The sequence below is a fragment of the Candidatus Woesearchaeota archaeon genome, assembly GCA_018303405.1.
In the GTDB taxonomy this organism is placed as follows: domain Archaea; phylum Nanobdellota; class Nanobdellia; order Woesearchaeales; family JABMPP01; genus JAGVYD01.
In genome coordinates this window covers 23,953-50,162 of the sequence record JAGVYD010000020.1, presented here as the reverse complement: position 1 = coordinate 50,162, position 26,210 = coordinate 23,953, and the positions used below count along the sequence as shown (strand labels likewise).

Below are 26,210 nucleotides of genomic sequence, written 5' to 3'. Positions count from 1 at the left end.
TTATTATCAGAAAAGAAAAAGTTTATTGCTCGCCTTTGAACTTTGAAATTCATCTCTGGGCTAAAGCCCAGAGGTTTCTTTCAAAGGCTCGCCCTAAACGTGCAGATGATGGAATGAGATGCGCCCCTTCCTGATTGCCGACATGGCCATTTTCCATGACAGCAGGCTTTTTTTCGCGCCCTTGTGCGTCAGGACAGCCTCTGCATTAACCATGCCGACTTTCATGGCTGTCTTGAAATCACCTGTCTTGATAAGCCCGGAAACAAAGCCTGATGCATACGCGTCACCAGCCCCGGTTGTCTCAATAATCTTAACTGGCCGTGACGGGACAAACCATGCTTCCTTCCCGTCATAAGCATAAACGCCGACCTTTCCGTCTGTAATGATGACATACTGCGGGCCGAGCAGATGCAGCCCGCGCAAAAGCATGTGATAATCCGCATTAACAAGGCCAAGGACAAGGTTTGCCTCTTCCTTGTTCAGGACCAGGGCAGTTGTATTGTCAATCACCTTTTTCAGGAAATTCTTTCCCTTGCTTGCAAGGTAATTGCTTGGATTGAAAGCCACTTTAATTCCGTGCTTCTTCGCAAAGTCTGCAAGCTGCTCAAGCGTCCTGTAGGAATCGTTCATCATGCTGGAAAAATAAAACCATTTTGCGCGGAGCACAGGCTTCCTTATTTCAGAAAAATGAAGATGGTCGTTTGCGCCCTTGTAAGTCAGGATTGTCCTGTCATCCTCAATGCTGTCAAGGATAATCGAATATCCCGAGATTTCTGAACCGCGGGTCCCAATGAACTTTACTTTTTCCTTTGCCAGCTCCCTGAGGATCCTGTCGCCACTCTCATCCCTGCCGACTTCCCCGAGGTATCCTGTTTTCAGGCCGAGCCTTGAAAACGAAACTGCAGTGTTTGTGCCGCCGCCGCCAGAAGAGAAGGTAAGGTTCTTGACAATGAGCTTTGCGCCTGCCGGATAGGCAAGGAAGTCTTCCTCGCTGTGGGAAGTCTTGATCTTGATTAATTCAGAGTCCGTGTCGGCAAACACGTCCATTGTGGCTGAGCCGACTGTGATGATGTCGAACATGATATTGTTTCGAGCATTAATTATATAAAAATATGGATTAATTAAGGTGTAGTTACAAGAAAAGTTGATAATTTCGACCCGAGCTTCATTTTTCTCTTTTTTTCCTACTTGTTTTTTATATTAAATTTCAGGTTTAATTGGATTTATTTTCTATAGTGAAATTAATAGCTTTTCGTTACCGTTATAAATGATGAAAACTTACAGAAGATAGCCGGGAACGGCTTAAATTGGACGTCGGTGAATGGATAATTCGGTTCATTTGCCTTCGGATTCTGGAGGAAGAAAATGGCGGGAAAATTTGTAAGGCTCAACCAGGCGGCATTTATCAGCATGGTCAGCTCCTGCCTTGAGACTTACAAAAAGGAAAGCTACGGGGTCCTGCTCGGCCTCAGCTTTAATGGAACAAGCCTTGTCAGGAATTCCGTCAATTACCAAACCGCAACAAGGACTTATGATTATGTTGATGTTGATTCGCACCGCGAAAGAAAAATGAAAAAGGCATTGAAGTACCTTTCAAATCACAAGATGATAGGCGACTTCCATTCGCATTCTGATTTTCCCGACAAGCTCAGCAGGCATGACAGGAAGGACCTTTTGGCGCAGGGAAACAAATGGGTCAGCATACTTTTGGTAATCTGGGACACCAGGAAAAAAACCCCCTGGGCTTACAATAAGAAGGATAAATACCTTTCCGGGAGCGTCAGCAACCGCTTTTTTGTGAAGATGCATGCCTACAAAAACATCGACGGCAAAATAGAAAAGGTCAGGATAGACTGCCCGTATGTCAATAAGTTAAATGAGGCTCATTTCTGAAATTGTGCGCTGCATGGGAGAACAGCGGTGAGAATAGTGGCCTGAGACAGATTATTGATTATTGCTATTGATTATTGCGCAGAATCATCATTGCCAGAGATATAGCCCCTGAAGATTGCATAATCGCGCAGCAGGTTTTTGAGCGGCGAAAGGATTACGCCGGAATAAAGGGCTGCGCTTACAAGAGCCCCCGGAGCAGTGTTTATTGCAAAATGGTCTACCAGGGCATCAATGCTATTGGCTGTATTTTCGTCAAGGATTAATCTTGAAGCCGGCTTAGCGACAATGGGCAAAGACGCGCAGAATGCTGCAACAGCCCAATAGCCAAGGTTTTGCTGCCGTGCATCGTGGTAATCGCCAACCCATTGCTGCATCATCCTGTCCGATTCAACTGACCGGGAAGGCCTGGCCTCGGATTTTCTAAGAAATTTTGGCAGACTGGTAAAAACATGAGAAGGCTTGGATTCTGCCACATGGTCCCTGCTTTGCTGTAATCCCTGCATGGAAAGAAAAAAATGGCTTAATATAAAAGTTTTTGCACGCTGAGAATCAGTGAGTTATATAATGAGTCATATTGGCATATTCTGATATGTTAATCCTAGTCAATTCTGTGCAGCCATTTTTTGCTCATGCCACTGCGGCCTGATATAACTGTGCTCATAGGCATAAGCCCTGATGTCGCCCAGCTTGTCGAGCGCCTGATTGACAAAGGCAAGAGTAAAAGGAATCAATAAAGCCCCCAATACCGCGGATGCTGCATTTGTCGCGCCATCCAAAGTCGCATAAACACCGTCTGGATTGATGAGATGCGCTGCATATTTAACAGCCTGTGGAAGAACTACTGCTGCGAGATGAGAAAGCGCCATAAGCTTGGCCTGATTGACTGCATGGGAATGATTGCTTACACGCTCCATGAAGGAGGGATCGTTAAGCATGGCATCATACATGTTCTGGGCATAGGGAAAAGCGTTACCCAGGTTAGGCAGTGTGGCATTTGCTGTTCTCACTAAATCAGCTATCCCTTCGGGGGAATTCATTTTATCACTATGCTGTTGCACCATAGGGGGGATTGGCAATTCCACAACATTTTTAAAGCGTTGCCTTTTCCACGAGAGTAGCTTAAGGTGATGATTAATGGTCATAAAGATAGGCGGATCCAGGAAAAGGACAAGGCACAAGTTCAAGAAGCATATCAGGAGAAAGGGAAAAATAAGCCTGAGCAAATACTTCCAGACTTTTGAGAATGGCGATTTTGTTTCTATCAAGGCAGAGCCGGCAATCCAGACCGGAAGCTATTATGTAAGGTTCCACGGAAGGAAAGGAAAGATTGTGGGCAAGAGAGGCAGGCACTACCTTGTGCAGGTCATGGACGGCAGTGTTGCCAAAAAGCTGATATTGCACCCAGTGCACCTCTCCAAGATTCAGGTCACAAAGGCGGCTGCAGCCAGCAAATAATTGAGACCCATATTTGAAATAATTGAAGAGATAATAGTTGAATATAGTTCAATGCGAAAAATTGCCAATAAAGCATCCAAGAAGGTGAATGAGAAATGACCAAGCCAGAAATTTTGTCCGAAACCCCAATCAACACAGTAGATTTGAAAAAGGAAATTGAGAATATCAAGAAAAGGGACAAGGAGCTGAACTTCAGAGCAGAGAGGACAGAGGAATACCTTCAGCACATTACCCATCTTACACCACAGAAGGGCAAGGAATTGTATGAAAAGCTGGAAAAGCTTGCGGTGCCGAGAATAAAGGATGCCCATATTCACAAGATAATTGACACCATGCCGGACTCTGCAGAAGCGATGAAGGCAGTATTGCAGGGCTATGTGATAACAGTTTCCCAGGAAAACATAAAAAAGCTGGTCGGCGTGGTTGCGGAATTCTCCGGAAAGAAAAAATAGCTGTTTGCGGGCAGGGCAAAATAATCCAAAATATGCCTATAAATTAACAGCTTGAACTCCGGATTTCAGCATAAACTTTAAATATTACTTAATCCAATGGAATTGTGGGGATGGTAAAGGTCGTTCACAATGGAATTAGTGCAAGATACAAACCAACAACAGAGAGCAATCAAGGAAGAGAATGTGATTGTATTGGATTTCTTGCCAAACGGCTATCCATTTGACTCAAGGCCAAGCCACAAGAAAACCCCGATTGTGCAGGCCATTGGAAAAACCCATTTTGTGCTTCTTGAATTGGTTCCCAAGAAAGATGTATTCCTGCAGCCGTTCAAGGAGGTATACATAGGCGACGGAAAGCGCGACCAGATCCACCATATAATCGGCAGGCTTGCCTTTGACAAGCTTACCCAGACCGCGAGAAGCGAGCTGGAATTTGTAATTGCGGACATTGTCAAGAAGCATGAGAGCAGGTTTGTGGACTTTTTCAACAAGTCAGCGCCACTGACCACAAGGATGCACCAGCTGGAATTGCTGCCCGGCCTGGGAAAAAAGCACATGTGGGAAATAATTGAGAGCAGGGAAGACAAGCCATTCGCGTCATTCGATGACCTGAAAAAAAGGGTTAAATTGATGCCCGACCCTGAAAAAGCAATAATCAAGAGAATCCTGCTTGAGATTGAGGGCGGGGAAAAGCACCACCTTTTTGCGGACAAGTGAACAGGTTAAATTTTTTCTGAATTTTCATTAATCACTTGAAGATATTGCCGGTTTGCATGCTCCAGAAAAGCAAATCAAGCTCGTCCATCGGGATTTTGACCTTTTCTGCAAATTCCAGGAATTTTTTTTCAATGGCAAAGTACTCTTTCCTGGTCATTGCTTTTGGCATTTTGCCTATTGCGCCATAATGCCTGAGGTTTTTGAGTATATGCCTGTCAAGGATGGCAAGATTCCTGTGACCGACATTTCTCAGGAAATGCGAGGCCTCCTTATACCACATCCCCTTTACATTTTTAACAAGGTGCTCCCTGATTTCAGCTGAATTCTTTTTGGCCTTTAATTCCTCCAGCAGCCTTTTGTGGCTTTTCTTCCATTCAAGGAGGTATTCGCCCTTGTGGTTGTGGAACCTTGTCCTTCTGTGCAGATATGCTGACGGGTGAAAATCCTTATTTTGGAAGTCATCCATTTTCAGGCTGGTAACGGCTTCCCAGCACTTATGCGCATTGCTCTGTGGAGTGAGAAGGCAGAAACAGAGCTCATAGAAATACTCACTTTCAGGGACTTTTGCAAATTCCGCAAGCCGTTTCTGGATGCTGGCCTTCCGGGTCCTGTATAAAGCATGAAGCTGCTTCAGCCCGGCCGGGCTTTCCATATTTGCCATATTAATTGGAAAAAATAGGATAATTAAAATTTAACCGTCAATCACTCGCGACCACAGCCGGTCACAGGCCGGCTGCATGCTCGCTCACTTCGTTCGTCGGTTTGCTAAAGCAAACGACTGGTGGAAAATGCAGATTTTATCCCCAAAAGTGTGGAAATCTGCTCCCTGTCAAATCCTATGATGATATTGCTGCCAATCTGGATTACCGGCACGCCAAGCTGGCCTGTTTTCTGTATCATCTCGTCCCTTGCTTTTGCATCCATGGCCACGTTATGGTCTGTAAAGTCCACATTATTCTTCCTGAAAAAATCCTTTGCCAGCATGCACCAATGGCATGTCGGCGTGGAATATATGTCCACCTTTTTTGTCCCGGCTGATTTTGAAGCTCCCTTGCTTGAATCTGGCATGACATTCACCTCGTGTCTTATCGTCCACAATTGCCTTTGTTTATATCCCTTTGTTTATATTGATACTTAAACTTTTTGCAAGTTTACAGCAGGCCGCAATTGCCTGTTAGCTGAAGCAACTCGTGAGAGAGATATAATGATAGTGTAAAAGGCTTAAAAAAAGTGTTTAAGGGTTTAAGGATTTGGCGCGGAAATCCTATCTGAGCCTCTGATGCACCAATGTGTTCAGTTGAAAATCTCGGCTTTCGCCTCGGTCGCCATAGGCTTCGGCATTTATGTGGATTATCAATAGGTCTCGGTGAAAGAATATCGATTTCTGAGCATGCTCAAGAACTGCTCACTTTTTAGGCAGTATCCAAACACGCTGCCTGCTTTAGCAGGCAGTTCTTGACATCCCCGTAAGGGACATCCCCCTGTCAACCTTGTTTGTTTAATGGAAAGCCTGCGCGAATTTATGGCGACGGTATTTTCAACTGAGCAGCACCAATGTTTAGTGTTTTTACTGCAAGGGGTAGACCAAGTATTAAATAATAAGTTAAGCTGTGCACTGATATGATAGCAAACTACCCTTTGTGGCATGAATACCAGGGAAAGGCAAGAAAACACAGGCCGAAACTTAAGGGCAGGGAAAAGGCTGACATTGCAATCATTGGCGGCGGCCTGACCGGGATGTCCAATGCATATTTCCTTTCCAAAGCAGGCTACAAAGTTGTTGTCCTGGAAGCGCATGAAATAGGGGCAGGGGCAACTGGCGCAAGCTCCGGCATATTCTCAATTGGAGGGGGTGGCTATTTCTGGCAGGCTGAAAGGGATTATGGCAGGCAAAGGGCAAAAGCACTGTGGGACCTATCCTTGTATTCCATTAAATTGGCCGAAGAGATTGTCGCCAAGGAAAAGATAAAATGCGACTGGGCAAAGCAGGGTAGCCTGGATTTGGCTGCAAAGCCATCGCACACTAAAATGCTGGAAAAGGAGCATGAGGCAAGAAGGCAGGTTGGCTACTCATGCGACTTCCTTGATGCAAGGCAGGTTAAGGATGAAATCGGCTCGTCAGCGTTCCATGCTGCAATCCAGTCGCCTTATGACAGGTCTGCTGACCCATTGAAATTCCTGCATGGCCTGGCAGATGCCGCCATAAAATCAAAGGCAGTCATCCATGAGCATTCACAAGTCAAAAGCATATATCCGACATCGCACAAGGTCTTCCTGAGGACAGATTTGGGCGAGTTGGACGCAGACCATGTAATAGTTGGCACAGATTCACAGACATACGCCCTCGGCATGGAGCATGATGTTTTGCCGATGACAAGCTATACAGCTGCAACCGAGCCCCTCACAGAAGGAAAAATGCAGGCAATTTTCAAGGAAAAAAGGCAAATGCTGTGGGACAGCTACGATTTCTATGATTACTTCAGGCCAACTGAGGACAACAGGATTGTAGTTGGCAACGGGAATATCTTTGTCGGGCACGGCCATGAGAAGCCAAAGGATTTTGAAGGGCAGGGAAAGGCAGTCCTGCAAAATATCAAGGATAGCTCAAGAAAAATTTTCCCGGAGCTGATGAACGTGGAGTTTACGCATTTCTGGAAAGGCACTGTTGGATTCACAAAAAATGACCTTCCGATTATAGGGCATGACCAGAGGCACAAGAATTTGCTGTATTCCATGGCTTACTCAGGGCACGGACTGGCAATGGCATTCCTGTCAGGCAAGCTTATGCTGGACTACATGAAGCACGGGGACAGCAGGATTTTCAATGCATTCAGAAAGCCGGGAACGCAGGGAAGCATAATCCCCAGGGCAATTATGCAAAAAGCTGTTGACGCTTACTTTGACTACAGGAAATTCACGGAACGATTATAGCCCCGATAAATTTTGTTATTATTGTATTGTTATTATCCCTTTCTATAATCCAATGGCCATTCTAGCCAAAATTACCTGAAGCTTTGCCCGCAGCCGCAGCTGTCAACTGCATTTGGGTTGGTTATCTTGAATCCTGAGCCTTGGAGAGTGTCGACGAAGTCCAGCTTTGAGCCCTTAATCATTTTCAGGCTTTCATTGTCAATTATGATTTTTACGCCGTTTTCCTTCAGCACCTTGTCTTCCTTGGTCTCCTTATTCTCAAATTCCAGGCCGTAGCTGTAGCCGGAACAGCCGCCAGGGACAACGCTTATCCTCAATCCATAATTTTCCTTTTTTTCCTTCATGAAAAGTTCCCTGAGCTTTGCAGCTGCCTGTTTGGTCACAACAAATTCCTTGTTGTTTTCGCCAGGAGCCTCGTCATCTGCAACAACCTTGTTAAGCTCGGACAGCACAAAATCAACCTGCTCGTCTGTCATCCCATGGCCCTTAAAGCCGCCTTCCAGGCTTTCCCAGTATTTGACATGGCACCCCACACAGTGAACGCCATTGGCCTGCAGGACTTCCGCTGTCCTTGGATATTTTGAAATGACATCGCCGATTGTCATGTCTTTTGTAATCTTGACGCCAATGACCTTGCCAGATTTTCTTTGTATAGTCTTTGCCTGCTGTGTTTTTTGTGTCCTTGCCATTTTGCACCTCATTGTAAATAGGATTATAAGATAGGATTATAAAAGTGAAAGCACCTCTTCTACATGGCCTTCAACTTCAACCTTCTTAAATATTTTCTTGATCATGCCATCCTGATCGATTAAAAATGTTGTCCGGTCAATTCCCATGAATTCCCTGCCATGCATTTTCTTTGGGACATAAACCCCATATTTCATGGATATTTCCTTTTCAATATCGCATAACAGGGGGAAATTAAGCTTGAATTCATCCCGGAATTTCTTGTGTGATTCGCAGTTGTCGTGGCTCACACCGAGCACAATTGCCTGCCTTTCCTTGATTGTCCTCATGGCATCCCTGAAAGCGCAGGCCTCCTTGGTGCAGCCAGGGGTATTGTCCCTTGGATAAAAATAGAGCACGACGCTGGATCCAAGATAATCCTCCAGGTGTATTGTGTTTCCGTCTGTATCCTTCAGGATAAAATCCGGGGCTTTGTCGCCTTCCTTCAGCAAAAGTCTCACCTATTTTTTGTGGGCCGCGGCAAAATTAGCTGCAACCTGCTCCCAATTTATCACATTGAAGAATGCCCCAATATATTCTGGCCTCCTGTTCTGGTATTTCAGGTAATATGCATGCTCCCATACATCTATTCCGAGTATAGGCGTTTTGCCCTCGCTCATTGGGTTGTCCTGGTTTGCAGTGCTCATGACCTCAAGCCTGCCGTTGTGCACAACCAGCCATGCCCAGCCAGAGCCAAACCTTGCTGCTGCTGCATTTGAAAATTCCTCCTTGAATTTGTCAAAGCCCCCAAAAGCCTTGTCGATTGCTGCTGCAATTTGCGATGATGGCTTTCCGGCATCCTTTTTCAGCAGTTTCCAGAAAAATGAATGATTGACATGGCCGCCACCATTGTTTCGCACAGCCACCCTTATATTTTCAGGAACCTTGTCCAGGCTCTTTATCAGCTCCTCTGCGCTCATTTTCTCCAGTTCATGGCTGCCCTGGATTGCTGCATTCAGCTTGTCAATGTAAGCCTGGTGGTGCTTGGCGTGATGAATTTTCATTGTTTGCTCGTCTATGAAAGGCTCAAGCGCATTGTATGCGTATCCCAATTCAGGTAAAGTGTGTGCCATTTTGTCCACCTCAAGATTGTTTTGTTATTCGAAAAAAAGATTAAAATTAACAATGGTTTAGTATGGCAAAAATAAATGCTATTCCATATTTAAATGTTGGCTTTAAGGGAGCGCTGTGGAAAATCTCGGCTGGCGCCTCGGTCTTGCCATCGGCTCGCATTCTCTGATTTGGCATGAAGATGCAAATTCCTCTTGCCATCTCCTTTGCATGTGCCTTTGTGAGAATAAAATGCTCGCACAACTGATGGCAAGACTTACATTTTCCACAGCGCCCTTTGCCAATCCAATTACCACTCTTCCGTAAGATATTTAAAGATGAAGGTTATTTCTCCAGGCATGGCAGGGGTTGATGATAGAAATATTGCAAAGCAGGTCCGGTTTGCCCGCTTAGGGAATGCTGATGGCCTTGATAAAAAAGTGGAAGCGCTTTATCCGCATGGTAAAATTGTTGTCACGACCAAAAAAGGCCAGTGGGGCATTAATGTAAGAGACAGCAACCCCGTAGAGTATTTTGTCGAGCCGGATAAAAATGTAGTAAGCGAAAAGGGGATTTCTGCGTTATATATTGATAAAGATGGCGAGCTCCAGGGAATATTCATTGCAGACAATGACAATGTCGATGTAGCCAAGGCAACATCAGGACACCTTTCTGAAAAAATCCTTGAACAGAGGAAATATTTTGCATGGCCTCCGAGATCCATAGGTGAAGGGGTCAGCGGCAACACTATTGGGATGGGCTTGGCGGTTCCTACTGTGGGTGGGCTTGCGTATTCATTATTTGGTACAGAATACGTGCAATCACTTTCAGAAGTTGCACAAGCATTTTACCTCATAGGTGGTGTAATGACAACTGGTGTAGCCCTGTCCATGGGTCCATTAATTTTAAGTGACCCACTCGGCAGGATAGCTGACAGGGCAAGACTAAAAGGATTGCCTGAAGAAGCACGATCGGGCACTTACAAGTATGGTGATGATGCATTGTCATCTGTTAACCTGCACTATGGAATACTCCAGAATGAAAACGAGAGATTCAGGCTGGAGAAATTCTTCAAGGAAGCCGGCTATACGCCGCCGAGAGATTTCACTGTAGAATTTCTGGATGCAATGAGGAGCCTGGAAACAGGGAATGGAAAGCCATTTGCACAGCTTGCCAGGGTTGACCCAAAACTTGGCGGCACTGTCCCAGTTCATGTTGCATTGAATGCTTATGATGCATTTAAAACCACACAGCCCGGAAATTCTTAACCATCATGATTATTTACGTTTATTTCATCTTTATATGTGGCAGCTATCCAATCCTTTCTTCTCAAGATACCTTTGGTGGTATTCCTCGGCGCGGTAGAATGGCTTCGCCGGTTCGATTGAAGTCACAATCGGATTCCTGAACTTTCCGGATTTGCCCAGCCGCGCCCTGATTTCCTCGGCTGTCTTTTTCTGCGATTTATTGTGGTAGAATATAACCGAGTGGTATTGCGTCCCCATGTCCAGCCCCTGCCTGTTCGGCGTTGTTGGGTTGTGGATGGAAAAAAATACTTCAACCAGCTTTGCATAGCTTACAATTTTCGGGTCAAACTTTACTTCAACCGCCTCGGCATGCCCTGTTTTGTCCGTGCAGACATCCTCATATGTCGGGTTTTTCATGGCGCCGCCGCAATAGCCTGATACAGCGTCAATTACGCCGTGGATTTTCCTGAATTCTGATTCAACGCCCCAAAAACAGCCAGCGCCAAAAGTTGCCAAGCTATAATTTTTGTCGTGGTTTCCATCATTAGCTTGTTTCTTTTTTATGGTAGGCATGTCAAACACCCCTGTCAAACACCCTGTTTATTCTTAAACAAAGAAGGATAAATACTTTATGTTTTGGCTTCAAGAATTTTTTTAACTTCGCCATAGACAACTGGGTAAAGGCTGGGGTCAAGCATGTCCATGTGCAAAGAATTCACTCCTGTGCATGCCCCATCGATAAAGGTGATGTTTGCATAGGCGAGGATGCTGCTATTTACAGTGACAACCCCGTCGCCGTCATTTCCTTCCATGTCGCAGCCTTTTCCGATTATTTCATAGATGCTTATGCCGGGCCTCAATGTCAAGTCTTGAATCATTCACAATAGGATAGTCCAGATTCTCGTATTCAAGGCTGATTGGCCAGAGCAATGTGACCTTATTTTCCTGCTGCTCAATGCATCGCCCATTGATTTTTTGGATTACCTCAAGGCTAGGGGCAAAGATTGGATCAAACAAAAGGGCAATGCTTTCATTAATTGAGGAATAATATGACACGCTGACATTTGGCTTTTCCTCCAGGATGGCATAAATCAGCCGTGCATAAGCCTGGGTCCTGCCCTGCACGCCCGAAATATTTTTCTCGGACATTTGAAGCTCAATCTTACCGAGGATGGAAAGGACTGCCAATAATTTTTCCCGGCCAATTGATCCCTTTTCATCAGATGTCAGGTTTGCAACTGAAGAGTTCCTGGCCCGGCTCATTTCCTCCGCAGTTTTGAGGATTGCGCCGGCGTCCCTGCATTTTTCAATTGCCATGGCGTTTGCATCAGCCACGCTTTGGATTTCTTGCGCAGAAGCCATGGATGAAACGCCTATGCTGCAGCTGCCATTCGCAGCTGAAATGCAAAGAAGGGCCTTGGAAATTTCCAAATCAATGTAATCCCGGGAAGAGCCCGTGAAATCATCCAGGAATGCATTTGTTATCAGTGCCCCTGCCTGCCCGGCCTTGCCAAGCCTCTCAAGCAATTCGGCATAGTCATAAAAATCATGGACAGCAAGGGAATTGCTCACTTCCAGGATTTCCCTGCCCATTCCATCATATTTGCCAAGGACAGCCTTGCTTTGGTTGCCCGTGAAAATAAGCGTGTTCAGGAACAATCCCTGCTCAGACACATCAGTAAGCTGTTCTATGGTCTGGTTATGCTGGCTTACAAGATTTGCAGTTTCGCCAGGCAGCTTTGCCGCTTCAAGCGCTGCTGCATTCGCCTTTTCAAGCAAGGAAGAGGACTCGAGTATTTTTGCGGCATTGGCATAATTATGCCTTTCATATTCTGAAATTGATTCATGCACCATTTTTTCATAATCAAATAATGAAGCATTGATTAACACCAAAGACATGGTCAGGCGGGCAGTGTTGGCATTCCTTAAATGCTCAATTGCGCTCCGCGAATTCGCAAATTCAAGGGTTGCATTGTTCAGCTGCCTTGCTATGCCGGCATAGCTTTTCTTGAAAGATTCAATCTGCGCCTGTTCGCCAGGATTTGGGCGGTAATTCACTGTAAAAATCGCTGACCTTTCAATGGGGATTGTAGAGGAAGGGCAGAGCCTTGAAGGGATGTTGCTGCAGACAAGGCTCAGCGTGTAGACAGACTGGCCGTATCCAAGCTTGTCCGCGCCCAGGATGGCAGAGAATATATCCTTATGATGATTGCTGTAATTGAATGTGCCGGCCTGCAGGATTGTATTTTGCGATACGTCCTTAAGGAAGTAGCTGCAATGCGCCCTGCATAGCCAGTAGTTGTCAAGCTGGGATTCAACCTCAAGCTGTGCCTGCTCGCCATGCGCAAGACTGAAGGACTGGTAGGTTGGTGCCAGGCGAATGACCATCTCTTCCTTAAGAAGGAAATTAACCTTGAGGCTGAACATGAAAAGAATGATTATCAGCAAGACAACTCCGGCGGCAACAGAAGATATCAGCAGCCTGCGCCGGTGCTTATTCCTGGCTTTCTGCAGGGCATCCCGGCTGGCTTCAGTGCTTGGCTGGTCTTTTGCTGGCATAATCAAATCCCCGGGCTTTGCCCTCTAAATGCATTTAACAGCATGGATCATATGGCACATTGATTGGGCAGGCAATGACATACATTTGGCAAGTCATCAATGCGAAAATTTTTGTTGGATGCCCTCACTGCCTCTTTTTTGCCAGTTTCTGCATAAACTCATAGACTTCAACAGGCAATGCCATTACCACAGTATTGCTTGCAGTTGGCCCCAGGCCATCCAGGGTCTGCAAAGTTCTCAACTGCATCGCGCCCCTGGACTTGGACATTGTGGTGGCTGCAGCTGCGAGATTTTTTGCTGCTTCCCTGTCGCCTTCGCTCTTGATGATATTGGCCCGCTTTTCCCTTTCTGCAGCTGCCTGCCTGCTCATGATTCTCTTGAGGTCATCGGGGACTTCAATGTCCTGCAACTTGATTACCTGGATGTCAAGCCCCCACTGGTCTGTTTCCTTGTCAACTATTTTCCTTATCTCATCGCCTATTTTCTGCCTTTCCACAAGCACGGTGTCAAGGCTCATCCCGCCAATGACATCCCTTAATGCTGTCTGCGCATACTGCGAAAGTGCGTATTCATAGTCCTGCACCTTTATGATAGCGTCATCCACTTTATGCACCTTGAAGAAAACCACGCCATTCACATGAACAGGAACATTGTCCTTGGTCATCACCTGCTGCTTGTCAATGTCTATCGTCCTGACGCGCATGTCCACGATTACGATTTTCTGGATGACCAGGAATATGATGTTGAATCCCGGCTCCCTTATGCTTGTGAATTTTCCGAGTGTAAAGATAATTGCCTTCTCGAACTGGTTTATGATCCTGATGCCTGACAAGATGTAGATTACAAAGAATACCGTTAAAATAATAAGCCATAGCTCCATTTTCACACCCCCTGATTGCAATATCAGTGATTGCAATATGATAGAGCGATTAAAGGGCAGGCGTTTATATAGTTTTACAAAAATAATTGCCTGGAAATCTATGCCCATAATCTATGCCCGTGCAAAACCGGCCGAAGTGCAGATTATCCAGATTCAAAAAGAAAATAAGGGCATGGAAATGCAAACAACAAAGATTTTTAAACGATAGCCGGATTTCTTGGCATGGTGGTGCTTATGAAAATAAAAAAATTACACATTATGCTGATTGCGCTGATTGCAATTTTTTCAGTTTCTGCAATAGTCATGTTTGGCATTGAAAACAAGGCAAGCAAAACGCCAAGCACGGAAGCTGTGCCGTTAGAAAACAAGGAAGGTGAAACTATGCATGCAACAATTGAAACAAGCATGGGCACAATCAAGGTCAAGCTGGATTCAGCAAAGGCGCCATTGACTGTGAAAAATTTTGCAGATTATGCAACTGCGGGATTTTACGATGGGACAATATTCCACAGGGTCATTCCCGGATTTATGGTCCAGGGCGGCGGGTTCACTGCTGATGGCACGCAGAAGGAGACCAATCCACCGATCAAGAATGAAGCCAAGAATGGTCTCCTCAATAGGCGCGGCACAATTGCAATGGCCAGGACCAATGTGATTGATTCCGCGACCAGCCAGTTCTTTATCAACCTGGCTGACAATGGGTTCCTGAATTACCAGAATGACAATAACTATGGCTATGCTGTGTTTGGTGAAGTTGTTGAAGGGATGGATGTTGTTGACAAAATCGCAGGTGTTGCCACTGGCAGCAATGGGCCTTACCAGGATTGGCCATTGGATGATGTTGTTATTGAGAAGGTTACAGTGGAGTAACAGCGCAATAATTGCACGGGATTAGAATGGGGCTCTGCCCCGGATCTCGGCATACGCCTCGACTTTTGGCATCTGTTCGGCTGTATACGCTCAACTTGAGAGCATTTTTCTCCCTGGAACTTCGAAAAATGCGTTAAGGCATGAACAGCTGAACCTCACATATTTGATGCCAAAAGCAAGTCTCGGGGCAGCGCCAGAGCGGGGAAACCTTTATATAGGGCTTAAAAATCCTAATCCATTGGCAAAAGGGCATATTGATGTTGAGATAGAGGGATTATCATGACTGGTGCAACCAAATTAGTTGGAATAAACGAGCTTCAGAAAGGAAATTATATTGTCATTGATGGCGCTGCATGCAAGGTTGTGGATATCCAGGTCAGCAGGCCTGGAAAGCATGGCCATGCAAAAATCAGGCTGACAGGAGTCGGCCTTTTTGACGACAAGAAAAGGGTCATTGTCGCGCCGGGCCACGAAAATGTGGAAGTGCCGGTGGTTGAGAAGAAGAATGCCCAGATATTGTCAGTCCAGGGTGACGTGGCAAATGTCATGGACATGGAAAGCTATGAAACCTTTGACATGAAAATCCCTGAAGAGCTTAAAGGCGCGGCAGTTGACGGCGCACAGGTTGTTTACTGGATAGTACTGGCTGAAAAGGTCATGAAGCAGGTCAAGGCGGAATAAAATTTCAACCGCAAAGGTGAGGCAAATTGGTCAAATTTCCCGAAGCACAAGCAAGGATTTACAGGAATGTTTTTGTATGCCGCAGATGCAAGCTTAAGCTCAGGTCACCCAACATGAAGATTCTGGCTGGGAAGGTTAAGTGCAAAAAGTGCGGCGGCAGGGCATTGAGGCCTGTCAGGCTGAAATAGTTTGATGTTCACAATGGGTATGCAGACAAACTTGGCAATTGCATTTCTGATTGGAATGCTTATTTTTCTCTGGTTCAAGAGAAAAAAGATAGAATTCCAGAGAATTTTATTCCCGATAATATATTTTATTCTCTACCGCACCAAGATCGGCCTGCCGATGATGGACAGGCTGGCGAAAAAATACCCCAAAACTGTGAGGGCATTGTCCAGCTGGGGGATTTATTTTGGCTTTCTCGGCATGGCTGTCATAACCTTTGAGCTGCTGAGCAGCCTTATCAAGTCCTTGACCCAGCCAGACGCGGCTGCGCCGGTCGCCCTGGTCCTCCCCATTGAGACTGGGCTGAAGGGGATAATTGCCGTTCCCTTTATGCACTGGATTATCTCAATTTTCGTGATTGCCACAGTGCATGAGTTTTCACATGGCGTGGTGGCCCGCCTTTATGGCATGAAGATAAAGTCAAGCGGGTTTGCATTCCTTTCAATCCTTGTGCCTATCATCCCTGCTGCATTTGTGGAGCCGGATGACAAGGAAATGTCAAAAAAGCCCAAAAAGCAGCAGCTTGCAGTATTGGCAGCCGGGCCGTTCAGCAACATGATACTTGCGCTCATCGCATTCCTGATTGTTTCATTTGCCTTTGTCCCGGCCATGGAAAGGATTGTTGTCTATGACGGGCTGAAGATTACTGACATCAATGCAAACAAGGAAGACAGCTCAGTGAAATACCCTGCAGAATTGACAGGGATGAAGAGCGGCGAGATTATAACTTCAATAGATGGGGAGGGAGTGGTCTACACTGTCAATTTTACAAAAGTGATGGATGCAAAAAAGCCAGGCGAAGTTGTCCAGATTGTTACTGACGGCGGCATTTATTATGCCACCCTGCAGCCGCACCCCAAGAATGCTTCAAAAGGCTATCTCGGCATTTCAGGGGAGCAGAGCTATCATGTTGATACCACACTTCCGGTATTGTACCAAAAAAGCTTTCCGGGATTCATTTGGCTTTCAGAGCTATTCATGTGGCTCTTTATACTGAATCTCGGCATAGGCCTGTTCAATTTGGTCCCGATTGGGCCAATTGACGGCGGCAGGATGATGCTGCTTGCCATGGTGCATTATTTCGGCGAGAAAAAAGGCACGCTGTGGTGGAAAAGGCTGAGCATTGGCCTGCTGGCATTGATTCTTGCGCTCATAGCTTTGGCGTTTATCAGATGATAAGATAATAAGGTAGATAATGGATAAATATTTTTTCGGCATCTATGTCTTGATGATTAGAACCACTGTTGAGTCAAAAAGGGCAAGGCTTAAAAATAAAACAGGTTTATCAGATGACTGTTCAATAACTTGGTTATGAGGGGGTAGCTATGGCAAATACCGACAAAAAGCTTGTGATGGCAAATCTTGTTTTGACAGGAGTCATTCTTGTCATGGTGGCAGCGTATGTCATTGATTTCAAACTGCCGGGCGGCAAAGGCTCTGGCGACATTTTTGACCAGCTTACAGCAAAGCTTGATGCCCATAGCGAGCTTTCAAAGTACAAGGGGGCTTTTCCAACTGTGGCCAAAATAACCCAGGCAGACCTGGAATTCGCCAGGCAGAACAACCCTGAATTTTTTAAGGATGCAAAGGTCGGGGACTACTTCCTGACATACCCCGGATTGATTCTTATTTATGACTACGAATCAGGCAGGATTGTCAATATGGTCGAGCAGGAAATGGCGCCTGAAGACCTGGTGGCAAAATTGCTGGCGCATGCGGAACTGGAAGGCTATGCAAACGCAAGCGTGCCGCTGATAACCAGGCTGGATGACCAAACCCTGAGTGCGGCGCAGGCCAATAATCCTGCATTTTTTGGCCAGGCAAGAAGCGGTGATTATTTGGTTGACTGGAATGACCTTTCCGTGATATATGACTACGGCAATGACAGGATAGTCAACTTTGCGGCAAAGCTGGTCATACCTGATGATTTTGTGCAGAAACTGATGGCGCATGCAGAAGTAGCCGGCCACTCCACTATAAATCCAACAATAACAAAGCTGGAACAGGCCATGATTGACCAGGGGAAGCTGAGTTCACCTGATTTTTTTATGAATGCCGGGCCGGGCCAGTATCTCCTGCAATGGCAGGACCTGTATGTCATCTATGATTATGATGCAGATGCAGTAGTTGCATCTTTTATTCCAGCTGCACAGATATGATTGTGCTTGGAGTGATGTAAAGGCATGGCGTCGAGAATGATTCATATTTATGGATAGGAAGATATTGATGATGACCCTTGCATTCTATGCTGCAACGGCCACAGGAACGAAGGCATTTGGACAGAGCGCGGATGAGACACAAGAATTTGGGCCTGAGCCAGTTAGTGCAGCAATGCCTGCTGACACAAATTTCTCTCTTGGAATTATTATTGACCGGCTCAAGGAAGGATTGGATCTGATGGATATGCCAGACAAACAGCCCTTTTTTTACCTGCGCTCCGGCACATCAGAGGTTATTGTCCCTATTTATTCTATTGTTGATGGTAGATTCCTCGAGCTAATTGATGGCCAGGATCCTCAGGGGATTATAGATAAATGGTTCAACGAGGCAAATCAGAGAATTTGGCAACATGCATATCGTGATCATCAACCCGAGATGAAATATCGCATTATGCTTTCCCACCAGGGGATTATTGATACCTTGTTGAAGGAAAGGAATGAAGCCGGAAAATTAGAAACAATGAAGATGATTTCTGTACTTGAGGATACCTATAGACCTTTTGTAATATATTTTACCGGGCATACACTGGTGGAAGATACGAAGAAGGAAACTTTGCTGAAGCGGCAAGGGATTATCTTCAATAAGGGTGAGGGGGCTTTTGACGAAGAGGGTTTTTACGGGACGGCACCGATTAATGGAAATTCAGGAATCCTGCAATATCGACAACCAGTTACGGCTTCAGGACCCAGATGGAGAACATATCCTGAGGAAGTGTATCCCCTTATAGCTCATGAATTAATCCATAATTTTGGGCCTAATAATGATGAAAATGACCAACTGATGGGAGGACAGTATCCTTACCATATCACCAGCAAGGCGGTTGCACAGGACCTTGGAAAAAAGTTTTACACTGATTGGCTCGGGCCGGTGAATCATCAGCGGATTTTTCAGGAAAATCCTCGAAAAAAACAGAATGCTCCTGCCAGACAAAAATTTCTGAAACAGAAGAGATGATGATATCGACCCGGCGGTCAGGATTAGTTCAACTTGATTGACAATTAATTTAGATGATGGGAGTTCAGGGGGTTGGAACGAAGTGAATACCCCCTTAATACACAGCGCTTGTTAACGGGGCGTGGCCGTTAATGGACTCGGCGGGATTTGAACCCGCGGCCTCACCGTTGCGAACGGTGCGCTCTGCTGCTGAGCTACGAGCCCAAGAAAATTTGTCATCTCGGGCAATCTAATCGTTTGCGATTGTTGATATTCCTTCGTCTGGGCTCAGGGAACCTTGCGTTCCCTTTGTTTCTGTGCAATCTTTTTAAAGATTGCCTGACTGAGCCACGAGCCCAAGAAATATTTCCAGAAAAAGAGTGTAGTTGTTTATAAACTTGCCGTTAGAAATTTGATTAGTAAAATGCGGTTTAGTTCGCCCAGTGCCTGTGCCTTCCCAGCAATGCCACAATCTCTGGGTCAATCAGCTTGCTTTCCAATCCCATGGCCTCTGATTTGCCGCCCCTGACTGGCCTGTCCGTTTGCCCCATGATAATTAGCTTTGGGCGGATGAAATCATAGCGCAGCATGTCAATTTTTTCCCGCAGTTCCCTTGCCTCGCCCTGCCATGCAACTGCCAGGTCATCGCTGCCGCGTGCGTATGCATTCATCATGCTTTGCTCGGCAAGGTCGAGGTTGCCCTTGTAGAAATGCAACAGCTCATAGAGGGCCATTATTGGCGCAGACTGCAGGGAGGAAATTTCATACAATGGACCATTGCTGCTGCGCCAGCCTGGACTGCCCTGAGACTGTTCTTGATTAATTTTTTTGGCACTATAGACGGCATCCATATAAACAGCCAGTGGTGGATGTTCGACCCTTCCTTGGTTATATTGCATAAGAGTAAGTACATTCTTTCATTTTAAAAATATTGCCTATTGCAAAGCCTAATTGTTTAACCATGGAAGCTGCTTATGCCGTGCGCCTTCCCGCTGTGCAACAATCCGGATCCTAATTGCAAGATCGGTTTCGTTTAGGTTCAATTCCTCGAAATAAGGCAGACGTGTTTCTTTGCTACTATGCGTGATTAGCATGGGGAGTATGAATTTAGCCCGTAGAAGCTTGAGCTTGCTTTCCAATGTTTCGCGCTCCTTGTGAAGCTCTGAAGCAAGAGGCATGTTGCCGGTTTCACCAGCCCTGTTTAATAATTTGTAAACCAAATCCAGCTGGTCCTGGTATCCATAGGTAATTGTCAGCAGCTCAAGCGGAGTTGCATCCCGCAAATGCTGCTTGTTGAGATTTGCAGGCTCATTCCCATAAGAAGCTAGATTGCTCACTGAAAAATAGTTTTCAAAATCCTGAACCAGGTCCCTGTACCTTTGCTTTGCTGTATAGTATTGCATGAATGAGAGAAGCTGGACAGGTTTTTAACCCTAACTATGAACTTGATGCAGGATCCCCTGCTTTTGCCTGCCTGGACTCCTGAGGCCCGGAGTGCTGTTTTTCAAGATATTCCCTGACTCTGGGGTCCCCTGCCGCCCTGGCCGCATCGCCGAGCTCATAGTAAGTTTTTTCAGCCTCTGTTCCCCAGCTGTACTCGCCTTTTTCTGACTTGATGACATTGATCTTGAATTCCCCAAGCTCAACCCCTTTTCGCAGGTTATAATACACTGCCCTGAGTGTTGCCTTGGGATACACAGCGTCGTAAACCTTGTACAGCTCATAGCCGTATGCTTTTTTCATGACAAAAAGTATCTCTACCAAAGCCTGCCTTATTGCTGATTTTATAGGTCTTCCCCGTGGCATAGGGAGGATTATGTCTTTTTAGTATATATATTTTTCTATAGTGAAAATAAATAAGCAAATGGCATAACTTTATATTCAATTAATTATTTGTGATGCAAATATGAATCTCAAAGAAAAAATCCTTGTTATTTCAATTGCCTTGCTATTCGTGTTTTTTGTACATTATGGTCTGAACACATTCATGAAAGAACCACAGGATGATGATTATTGCAACACCAGCAGTTTCTATGAATACCCCGAGATGATGAGGGACAAGGCATCGCAGCCAGTTGCACTGATTGATTATGGTGCCCTGTCTTGCGGCAACATTAGCACAGAACAATTGTGCAGAAAACTCACTGATCAATATGCATGCGAGCAGACATCTGAAGAAAACAGGCAAAGCGAGCAGGAATGCTATGACAGGAAAGGCATGCCCACTTATACTGTTCAAAGCAATGGATGCAATGTGTACAAGGACTGCAGCTTCTGCAACCTTGACTTTGAGAAAGCAAGGGAGAAATACAATAGGATAGTGTTCATTTCAGCAGGAATAGTTGGAATAGCCGCTATGATTATAGGCGCTGCAATGCTTGCGCTTGAAAGTGTTGGCGCAGGCATTATGGGCGGCGGTGTGCTGACTGTAATCTATGGCACAATAAGGTATTGGGGCAACCTGCCTGATGTTGGAAGATTTGTTGTGCTGGGAATAGCGCTTGCAGTCCTGATCTGGCTCGGATATAAGAAATTGGCAACAGGCAAGGGCCAGGGCAAAAAGAATAAAAAGTAAGGCACGCTTTGCTTCTTTATTATGAAACAAATATTTTTTCTTTCAGGGGAACATGTTGATTTGGCCAGAGAGGAAGTGCTGGCTCTCACTAATAGCACAAAGTATCATGGATATGACAGGATTCTGATAGCAGAGCACAATATGCAGCAATTGGAAAAAAGGCTCGCTTATACCCACATGATTTATGACTTTCTTTTTGAATCAACCCCGAAAAACATTAAAAAAGACATACAGGCATATGATTGGCAAAAAATTTACAGCAGGAATTTCTGCGCAAACATAATTAATTTCTCAGCCTCCCAAAAATTCAATGAAAAGGAGCTTGGCTCACTGATATGGCATAAGCTGAAGAACCCGAAGGTGAAGCTTAAGGATTCCAAGACTGAAATAGCATTTTTCATATTCGACAAAAAGATTTTCTGCGGCAGGTTCAGGGCTGCTGTTACAAAGGACTTCAATGCCAGGAGGCCGCATCTTAGGCCAATACTGCATCCGACTTCCCTGCATCCCAAGCTCGCAAGGGCCTGCGTGAATTTAACCGGCGTTGTTGACAGGAAAGCCAGGATTGCTGACTTAATGTGCGGCAGCGGGGGCATATTGATTGAAATGGGCTTGATGGGATTCAGGCCATTTGGGATGGACAATGACAAATCAGTCCTGTGGAAAGCCAAAATGAACCTGGATTTTTATGGCATAAAGGATTATGATGCCAAATTAGGGGATGCAACCAAGGCCAGGCAGAAGTTTGACCATGTTGTAGTGGATTTGCCTTATGGGAAGAATACAAAAAAGGCAGGCAAGAGCGAGCTGGAAAGATTCTATCTTGCATTCCTGCTGAACCTAAGGAAAATACTGCAGGGCAAGGCAGTAGTGATTTTCCCGGACTTCTCGCGCTACAAGGCACTGCTTAAGAAATCCGGGTTTAAACTGGAGAAGGAATTCACTATCTATATCCATGGCAGTTTAAGCAGGAAGATATGCGTGATTTCATGAGATTAGATTTAGAGTTTGTTAGAAACAAATACTGATCATATCAGCTTATGCTCCTTAAGATAGCTGATAAATTCCTCAGCAGTCCTCAATGCATGCTGGACATCTGCCATTGACAATTCCTTCTCGGCGAGAAAATCGTCGTGCAGCTTCTTAATAAGCTCTAGCTCATGCCTGTTATGGTAGTCCTGCCTTGCAAGCAATTCTGAGAAATCCGTGTCATAGTCATTCTCCTTTTGCCTTATTGCAGTTTCAAGCGCATTATGAATCATGGGGATTGCGGAGGTAATTGCTGTTTTTGTGGATTCGCGCAATAAGTCATGCGGATCGAGCACAGCTTTCTTCTCTTCCACGCCTTCGCCTGTCTCAATCCTGTCCTGCACAACAATCTCGTCTGATTTCTCATCCAGGTAGACTGTGACTTCCTCGTGCCTTTGCTCAGCTGGCTCGCCTTCAATGTAGATGGGCTCATGCCTCTCCATCTTCTCCTTGATTTCATTGGCGAGCATTTCAGCGTTCTGCACTGCCTGGCCAGCCCTTTGCTCAATCATGGCAGTTTCCTCCTCAGGCACTGCGATTTCCCGGCTTATTTCATGGCCTGGCTGCTCCTCGCCAGGGCCTTCAACAACAACATCCAGCACTGTTTCCGGCTTTAGGGCTTCCTCTGCTTCTGCTGTTCCTGCAGCTGGCATTGCTCTTTCAGGAGCTTCTGGCCCAGGCCCGGCAATTGGCTTGGAGTCAATCAGGTGGAATTTATTATAATACAGCCATTCGATTTCCTGTGGCGCATTGAACAGCTCCTCAATTTTCTTGCCCAGCCTGGCAAGCTCCACAGCCTCTGGATTCTCAAGCGGCTTTTTCACAGGCAGGAGCCGAATGTCCTCCTCGTCATACCTGCTTTCATCCTCGTCATAAACAAACCGTGTGTCCTGCCTTTTGATGTCCTCATGGGTAATATCCATCATTTGCGTATTTACAACATAAGTGCTTAGGGGCGCCTGCTTGCCCTCGTGCCCCTGCATTGTGCCCAGGCATGCCTTGACAACAGCGCTAAAATGATTGGTTGGATTGGTTGTCAGGAGAATCCCTGATTTTCGCGCAGGCACCATCCTCTGTACAATGACTGACATTGAGCAGAATTCCTGGCTCAGGCCGTGGCTTGCCCTGAAGGCCACGGCTTTTGCAGTGTATAGCGAGGCCCAGCACGCCTGAATGATCCTGACAAGCATTTTCTCGCCCTTGATATTAAGGAAGTGCATGTGCAGGCCTTTTGCATCCTTCCTTCCCCTGTAGCCGGGAACTGGGTCAGACCTGACAGCAACCAGGGTGTCCCTTGCCTTTGCCTGGATTATATCCATGGCCTTGCTCTTGTCCACATCAAGGGCTTTGTATGCATCAATTATCATGTTCTTGAGGTCTGCAGTCATCTCTGTCTGCACAATCAGCCTCTGTATTTCATTGGCCCTTGCCTGGACTGCTTCCTGGTCATCGGAACGGACATTCTGCATGAGAATCTTGATGTTGTCCTTGATTTTAGTCTTTTCCAGGAATTTGTTGTAGAATTTTGCAGGCACAATAAAGCCATGAGGCACTGGAAATTCATTTGCATACAGTATGGACAGTGCCTGCGACTTCTCCCCCAGCAGGGGGAAGACCCCTTTTTCAACATCCCTGAACCACAGAACATCGCTCTCCATGTGCACTGCTAAAAAAGCATCATTTATAGATTTTACGGTGTGCTTAGTGGTTTTATCGGCAAAAATGCCATTCCATGGTCCAGGCGGCATCTCATCAGGATAATAGTTGTGGTCCGGTACGCGAATAATCAGAAATGAGCGGCACATCCAATGCCCTGGAATTTTTCAGTTGATTGATGACCAGATTCCCTTTACCTTAACCGGTGTGACTTCATCCTTCCTGAGAAGCGCATACTCCAGGGGGCTGGCCAGGTTTTCATGGTCAGTTGAGCTGAAATAGAACGGATACAAAACTTCCTGGCTCAGCACATCTGCGAGATGGAACCTTCTCCTTGCTTCTGCCTTGTCCATAGCATCATCATACAATTCGCCGGAGTACACAAGAATGCTCCTAAGTGTCTTGACTGCCTGGCTGTTGAATTTTTTCATTAACTCCAATGCTGATTCCTTGACAATAGGGTTGCCGCCGCTCGATGTGTCAGTGTCAACATATGCTTCAAGATTGGCGTATAACAGCATCAAATCAGCATTCTTTTTCATCCTGTGAAAATCCATCAGGGGCAGGCTCATTTCATTGTACAGGCCCAGGAAATTCCGCTTGAACGACCTGGCAATGCTGCGCTGCTTTTCAGCTTCTTCCTTATTGCCAAGCATTTCAGCAATGTTGGCTTCCATGTTCTTTTCGCCAAGATATTCAATCCTTTTCTGCGCTGGAACCAGGAAGATGTCCCTCCTGCGCCGCTCATATTCCAGCTGCGCTTCCTTGCTTGCCGGCGCTTCGCCTAATTTTCTCTCAGTTCGGGCATAAGCTATGAAAAGCCCTTTCATATCCCGCGAATGGAGTGGTTCTGCCATTTTATCACATTTGTCCTTATTTTTTTTAAGCCTGCTCTTTTCTGGTTAAACATTTGTTTTAGCTGGATTGCCGCTGTTTAATATCCGGCATCGGGTATTGTTGCAATTTTGAGGTTCAATGCAATTTGGATGCTTAATGTAATTTGAATATAATTAAAGGCGCAAAGGTGGTTGTGGTGGAGAGGGTTGAGAATCGCCCCCTTTGCGCCAATAATTAACATGAGTTTTGCGGGCCATGCAGCTTTGATGGCATGCCCCTAGTGATGGCCTCCGTCACTGTGTGCCGCTTCAGTTGATTCTGTTGCTCCATCGTGGCCTCCTTCGCCATGATCGCTTTGCCCGTGGGATTCCTGATTCGGCCCGTTATGAGGGGATTTGTCTGAATTATCATGCCCTTTAGACACGGCCTCCTTCAGGCTTTTGATTGTCTTATATCCTGAATGATGACTGCCTTTGCCTGCATGCATATGCTGATGGGCTTCTTCGTGCCCTGTGCCGTGGCTTTCAGCGCCATGCTTTTCCCCATTGGTGCCTGCATGAGTGGCTGTTTCCTCCCTCTGTATTTGGTAGACCTGCCTGAAATTGGCCTTTGATGCAATGTCTGTAACTTTTGCTTCATCGTCAATGTATACACAGTCTGAAATTTCAACTCCCATATCCTTCGGAATGCGCTCGAATGTTTCCCTTCTGGACTTGGGGCCCACTTGGTTTGAGCTGAAATATTTTGAAACATAATCATCAAGCGACTTTCCGCCGTCCAGCCGCACAGACTTAAAGGCGGGCTGCAGGCTTTTGTCCATGCCGCTGCTGAATATTGCAATTTCCGCGCCTGACTCCCTCATTTCTTTTAAGGCAGTGTGCGCATCGTCATAAATCTCAAGCTTTATCTTTCCTTTTTCATAGGAATAGGCAGCAACCTCATCCTGCATTTTCTCATATGACGGGTCGCGCCTGTTTTTTGCGCGCAGCTTCTTGCCCAACGCCAATTTAGCCTCGGCTTTTTTCTGCGAAACCCCATTTGCAGTATAGTATTCAACTGCGGCCTTGTCGAAATTGCCTTCAAGCTGCGGTATAAGCCTTTCCTTGTCCGCAATGGTTCCAACAACATCGATTATGTACAGCCGCGGGCCATAAGTGTGAGAGGCCGAGCTGAGTATGGTTGAATTCATCAGCCAATTTTCGCTTTTTACAGGTGATGATGCGATTTCCATTTGTAACCTCATTCTTGGCAAAGATTCCATTCCCATCCCATTC

The 26,210-nt window shown here is 45.8% G+C and carries 32 protein-coding genes and 1 tRNA gene; 14 read left to right on the top strand and 19 right to left on the bottom strand.

Going from position 1 to position 26,210, the window contains the following annotated elements:
• Positions 1-93 precede the first annotated feature (93 nt).
• On the bottom strand, positions 94-1,080 hold the full coding sequence (locus J4227_07800) for a carbohydrate kinase family protein (GenBank protein MBS3110405.1): 987 nt from the start codon (positions 1,078-1,080) through the stop codon (positions 94-96).
• Positions 1,081-1,365: 285 nt separating this feature from the next.
• On the opposite strand from J4227_07800, the gene J4227_07795 reads away from it, so the two are divergent.
• Positions 1,366-1,893, top strand: a complete 528-nt coding sequence (locus tag J4227_07795) for a Mov34/MPN/PAD-1 family protein (protein MBS3110404.1) — start codon at positions 1,366-1,368, stop codon at positions 1,891-1,893.
• A 71-nt stretch (positions 1,894-1,964) separates the two neighbouring features.
• Here the strand turns inward: J4227_07795 and J4227_07790 are convergent, their stop codons facing one another.
• Entirely contained in the window at positions 1,965-2,396 is a 432-nt protein-coding gene (locus J4227_07790; GenBank protein MBS3110403.1) for a hypothetical protein, read from the bottom strand.
• Positions 2,397-2,495: 99 nt separating this feature from the next.
• Positions 2,496-2,954: a hypothetical protein gene (locus J4227_07785; protein ID MBS3110402.1), complete on the bottom strand. Its 459-nt coding sequence runs from the start codon at positions 2,952-2,954 to the stop codon at positions 2,496-2,498.
• A gap of 73 nt (positions 2,955-3,027) precedes the next feature.
• Between J4227_07785 and J4227_07780 the strand changes: the two genes are divergently transcribed.
• The 3 genes from J4227_07780 (at position 3,028) to J4227_07770 (ending at position 4,517) form a co-directional block, all read left to right on the top strand.
• Positions 3,028-3,348, top strand: coding sequence for a 50S ribosomal protein L21e (locus J4227_07780; protein MBS3110401.1), 321 nt, complete (start codon positions 3,028-3,030; stop codon positions 3,346-3,348).
• 95 nt (positions 3,349-3,443) lie between these two features.
• Complete coding sequence (locus J4227_07775; GenBank protein MBS3110400.1) at positions 3,444-3,800, top strand: hypothetical protein; 357 nt, start codon at positions 3,444-3,446, stop codon at positions 3,798-3,800.
• A 129-nt stretch (positions 3,801-3,929) separates the two neighbouring features.
• The gene (locus J4227_07770; protein MBS3110399.1) at positions 3,930-4,517 is read left to right on the top strand and encodes a DUF655 domain-containing protein; all 588 of its coding nucleotides are present in this window, start codon (positions 3,930-3,932) and stop codon (positions 4,515-4,517) included.
• A 31-nt stretch (positions 4,518-4,548) separates the two neighbouring features.
• Here the strand turns inward: J4227_07770 and J4227_07765 are convergent, their stop codons facing one another.
• A complete protein-coding gene (locus J4227_07765; GenBank protein ID MBS3110398.1) occupies positions 4,549-5,178 on the bottom strand; it encodes an N-glycosylase/DNA lyase in 630 nt (209 codons plus the stop codon).
• A gap of 104 nt (positions 5,179-5,282) precedes the next feature.
• On the bottom strand, positions 5,283-5,585 hold the full coding sequence (locus J4227_07760; protein MBS3110397.1) for an NrdH-redoxin: 303 nt from the start codon (positions 5,583-5,585) through the stop codon (positions 5,283-5,285).
• A 552-nt stretch (positions 5,586-6,137) separates the two neighbouring features.
• Here J4227_07760 and J4227_07755 point away from each other — a divergent pair.
• Entirely contained in the window at positions 6,138-7,448 is a 1,311-nt protein-coding gene (locus J4227_07755) for an FAD-binding oxidoreductase (GenBank protein ID MBS3110396.1), read from the top strand.
• A gap of 71 nt (positions 7,449-7,519) precedes the next feature.
• On the opposite strand, the gene J4227_07750 is transcribed toward J4227_07755, so the two are convergent.
• From J4227_07750 to J4227_07740, 3 genes are all read right to left on the bottom strand, one after another.
• Positions 7,520-7,924: an iron-sulfur cluster assembly accessory protein gene (locus tag J4227_07750; GenBank protein ID MBS3110395.1), complete on the bottom strand. Its 405-nt coding sequence runs from the start codon at positions 7,922-7,924 to the stop codon at positions 7,520-7,522.
• A 249-nt stretch (positions 7,925-8,173) separates the two neighbouring features.
• A complete protein-coding gene (bcp, locus tag J4227_07745; protein MBS3110394.1) occupies positions 8,174-8,626 on the bottom strand; it encodes a thioredoxin-dependent thiol peroxidase in 453 nt (150 codons plus the stop codon).
• A 9-nt stretch (positions 8,627-8,635) separates the two neighbouring features.
• Positions 8,636-9,247, bottom strand: a complete 612-nt coding sequence (locus tag J4227_07740; protein MBS3110393.1) for a superoxide dismutase — start codon at positions 9,245-9,247, stop codon at positions 8,636-8,638.
• Positions 9,248-9,583: 336 nt separating this feature from the next.
• On the opposite strand from J4227_07740, the gene J4227_07735 reads away from it, so the two are divergent.
• Positions 9,584-10,492, top strand: a complete 909-nt coding sequence (locus tag J4227_07735) for a hypothetical protein (GenBank protein MBS3110392.1) — start codon at positions 9,584-9,586, stop codon at positions 10,490-10,492.
• A 30-nt stretch (positions 10,493-10,522) separates the two neighbouring features.
• On the opposite strand, the gene msrA is transcribed toward J4227_07735, so the two are convergent.
• The 4 genes from msrA to J4227_07715 form a co-directional block, all read right to left on the bottom strand.
• Positions 10,523-11,044, bottom strand: coding sequence for a peptide-methionine (S)-S-oxide reductase MsrA (gene msrA, locus J4227_07730; protein ID MBS3110391.1), 522 nt, complete (start codon positions 11,042-11,044; stop codon positions 10,523-10,525).
• A gap of 56 nt (positions 11,045-11,100) precedes the next feature.
• The gene (locus J4227_07725) at positions 11,101-11,349 is read right to left on the bottom strand and encodes a hypothetical protein (protein ID MBS3110390.1); all 249 of its coding nucleotides are present in this window, start codon (positions 11,347-11,349) and stop codon (positions 11,101-11,103) included.
• Positions 11,306-13,030 (bottom strand): hypothetical protein, encoded by a 1,725-nt coding sequence (locus J4227_07720; GenBank protein MBS3110389.1) that lies wholly within the window; start codon positions 13,028-13,030, stop codon positions 11,306-11,308. The genes J4227_07725 and J4227_07720 overlap by 44 nt, the downstream gene beginning before the upstream one ends.
• Before the next feature lie 124 nt (positions 13,031-13,154).
• Positions 13,155-13,910, bottom strand: a complete 756-nt coding sequence (locus J4227_07715; GenBank protein ID MBS3110388.1) for an SPFH domain-containing protein — start codon at positions 13,908-13,910, stop codon at positions 13,155-13,157.
• A gap of 381 nt (positions 13,911-14,291) precedes the next feature.
• Between J4227_07715 and J4227_07710 the strand changes: the two genes are divergently transcribed.
• The 6 genes from J4227_07710 to J4227_07685 all read left to right on the top strand — a co-directional run bounded on the left by J4227_07710 (position 14,292) and on the right by J4227_07685 (position 18,860).
• Positions 14,292-14,780, top strand: coding sequence for a peptidyl-prolyl cis-trans isomerase (locus tag J4227_07710; protein ID MBS3110387.1), 489 nt, complete (start codon positions 14,292-14,294; stop codon positions 14,778-14,780).
• Positions 14,781-15,059: 279 nt separating this feature from the next.
• Positions 15,060-15,461, top strand: a complete 402-nt coding sequence (locus J4227_07705) for a translation initiation factor IF-5A (protein MBS3110386.1) — start codon at positions 15,060-15,062, stop codon at positions 15,459-15,461.
• 26 nt (positions 15,462-15,487) lie between these two features.
• On the top strand, positions 15,488-15,649 hold the full coding sequence (gene rpl40e / locus J4227_07700; protein ID MBS3110385.1) for a 50S ribosomal protein L40e: 162 nt from the start codon (positions 15,488-15,490) through the stop codon (positions 15,647-15,649).
• A 4-nt stretch (positions 15,650-15,653) separates the two neighbouring features.
• Complete coding sequence (locus tag J4227_07695) at positions 15,654-16,862, top strand: site-2 protease family protein (GenBank protein MBS3110384.1); 1,209 nt, start codon at positions 15,654-15,656, stop codon at positions 16,860-16,862.
• 149 nt (positions 16,863-17,011) lie between these two features.
• A complete protein-coding gene (locus tag J4227_07690; protein ID MBS3110383.1) occupies positions 17,012-17,845 on the top strand; it encodes a hypothetical protein in 834 nt (277 codons plus the stop codon).
• Between the two features lie 49 nt (positions 17,846-17,894).
• Positions 17,895-18,860, top strand: coding sequence for a hypothetical protein (locus tag J4227_07685; protein ID MBS3110382.1), 966 nt, complete (start codon positions 17,895-17,897; stop codon positions 18,858-18,860).
• Between the two features lie 132 nt (positions 18,861-18,992).
• Here the strand turns inward: J4227_07685 and J4227_07680 are convergent.
• The 4 genes from J4227_07680 to J4227_07665 all read right to left on the bottom strand — a co-directional run bounded on the left by J4227_07680 (position 18,993) and on the right by J4227_07665 (position 20,645).
• Positions 18,993-19,064, bottom strand: a tRNA-Ala gene (locus tag J4227_07680).
• Positions 19,065-19,270: 206 nt separating this feature from the next.
• The gene (locus J4227_07675) at positions 19,271-19,738 is read right to left on the bottom strand and encodes a hypothetical protein (GenBank protein ID MBS3110381.1); all 468 of its coding nucleotides are present in this window, start codon (positions 19,736-19,738) and stop codon (positions 19,271-19,273) included.
• A gap of 48 nt (positions 19,739-19,786) precedes the next feature.
• Positions 19,787-20,242 (bottom strand): hypothetical protein, encoded by a 456-nt coding sequence (locus J4227_07670; protein MBS3110380.1) that lies wholly within the window; start codon positions 20,240-20,242, stop codon positions 19,787-19,789.
• Positions 20,243-20,276: 34 nt separating this feature from the next.
• Positions 20,277-20,645: a hypothetical protein gene (locus J4227_07665; protein ID MBS3110379.1), complete on the bottom strand. Its 369-nt coding sequence runs from the start codon at positions 20,643-20,645 to the stop codon at positions 20,277-20,279.
• A 100-nt stretch (positions 20,646-20,745) separates the two neighbouring features.
• Between J4227_07665 and J4227_07660 the strand changes: the two genes are divergently transcribed.
• Positions 20,746-21,414: a hypothetical protein gene (locus tag J4227_07660; GenBank protein MBS3110378.1), complete on the top strand. Its 669-nt coding sequence runs from the start codon at positions 20,746-20,748 to the stop codon at positions 21,412-21,414.
• A 21-nt stretch (positions 21,415-21,435) separates the two neighbouring features.
• Positions 21,436-22,407 (top strand): hypothetical protein, encoded by a 972-nt coding sequence (locus J4227_07655; GenBank protein MBS3110377.1) that lies wholly within the window; start codon positions 21,436-21,438, stop codon positions 22,405-22,407.
• Between the two features lie 35 nt (positions 22,408-22,442).
• Here the strand turns inward: J4227_07655 and J4227_07650 are convergent, their stop codons facing one another.
• From J4227_07650 to J4227_07640, 3 genes are all read right to left on the bottom strand, one after another.
• Complete coding sequence (locus tag J4227_07650; protein ID MBS3110376.1) at positions 22,443-24,101, bottom strand: PEP/pyruvate-binding domain-containing protein; 1,659 nt, start codon at positions 24,099-24,101, stop codon at positions 22,443-22,445.
• Between the two features lie 165 nt (positions 24,102-24,266).
• Complete coding sequence (locus J4227_07645; protein MBS3110375.1) at positions 24,267-24,956, bottom strand: hypothetical protein; 690 nt, start codon at positions 24,954-24,956, stop codon at positions 24,267-24,269.
• Positions 24,957-25,213: 257 nt separating this feature from the next.
• Positions 25,214-26,167, bottom strand: a complete 954-nt coding sequence (locus J4227_07640; protein ID MBS3110374.1) for an HAD hydrolase-like protein — start codon at positions 26,165-26,167, stop codon at positions 25,214-25,216.
• Positions 26,168-26,210: the final 43 nt, after the last annotated feature.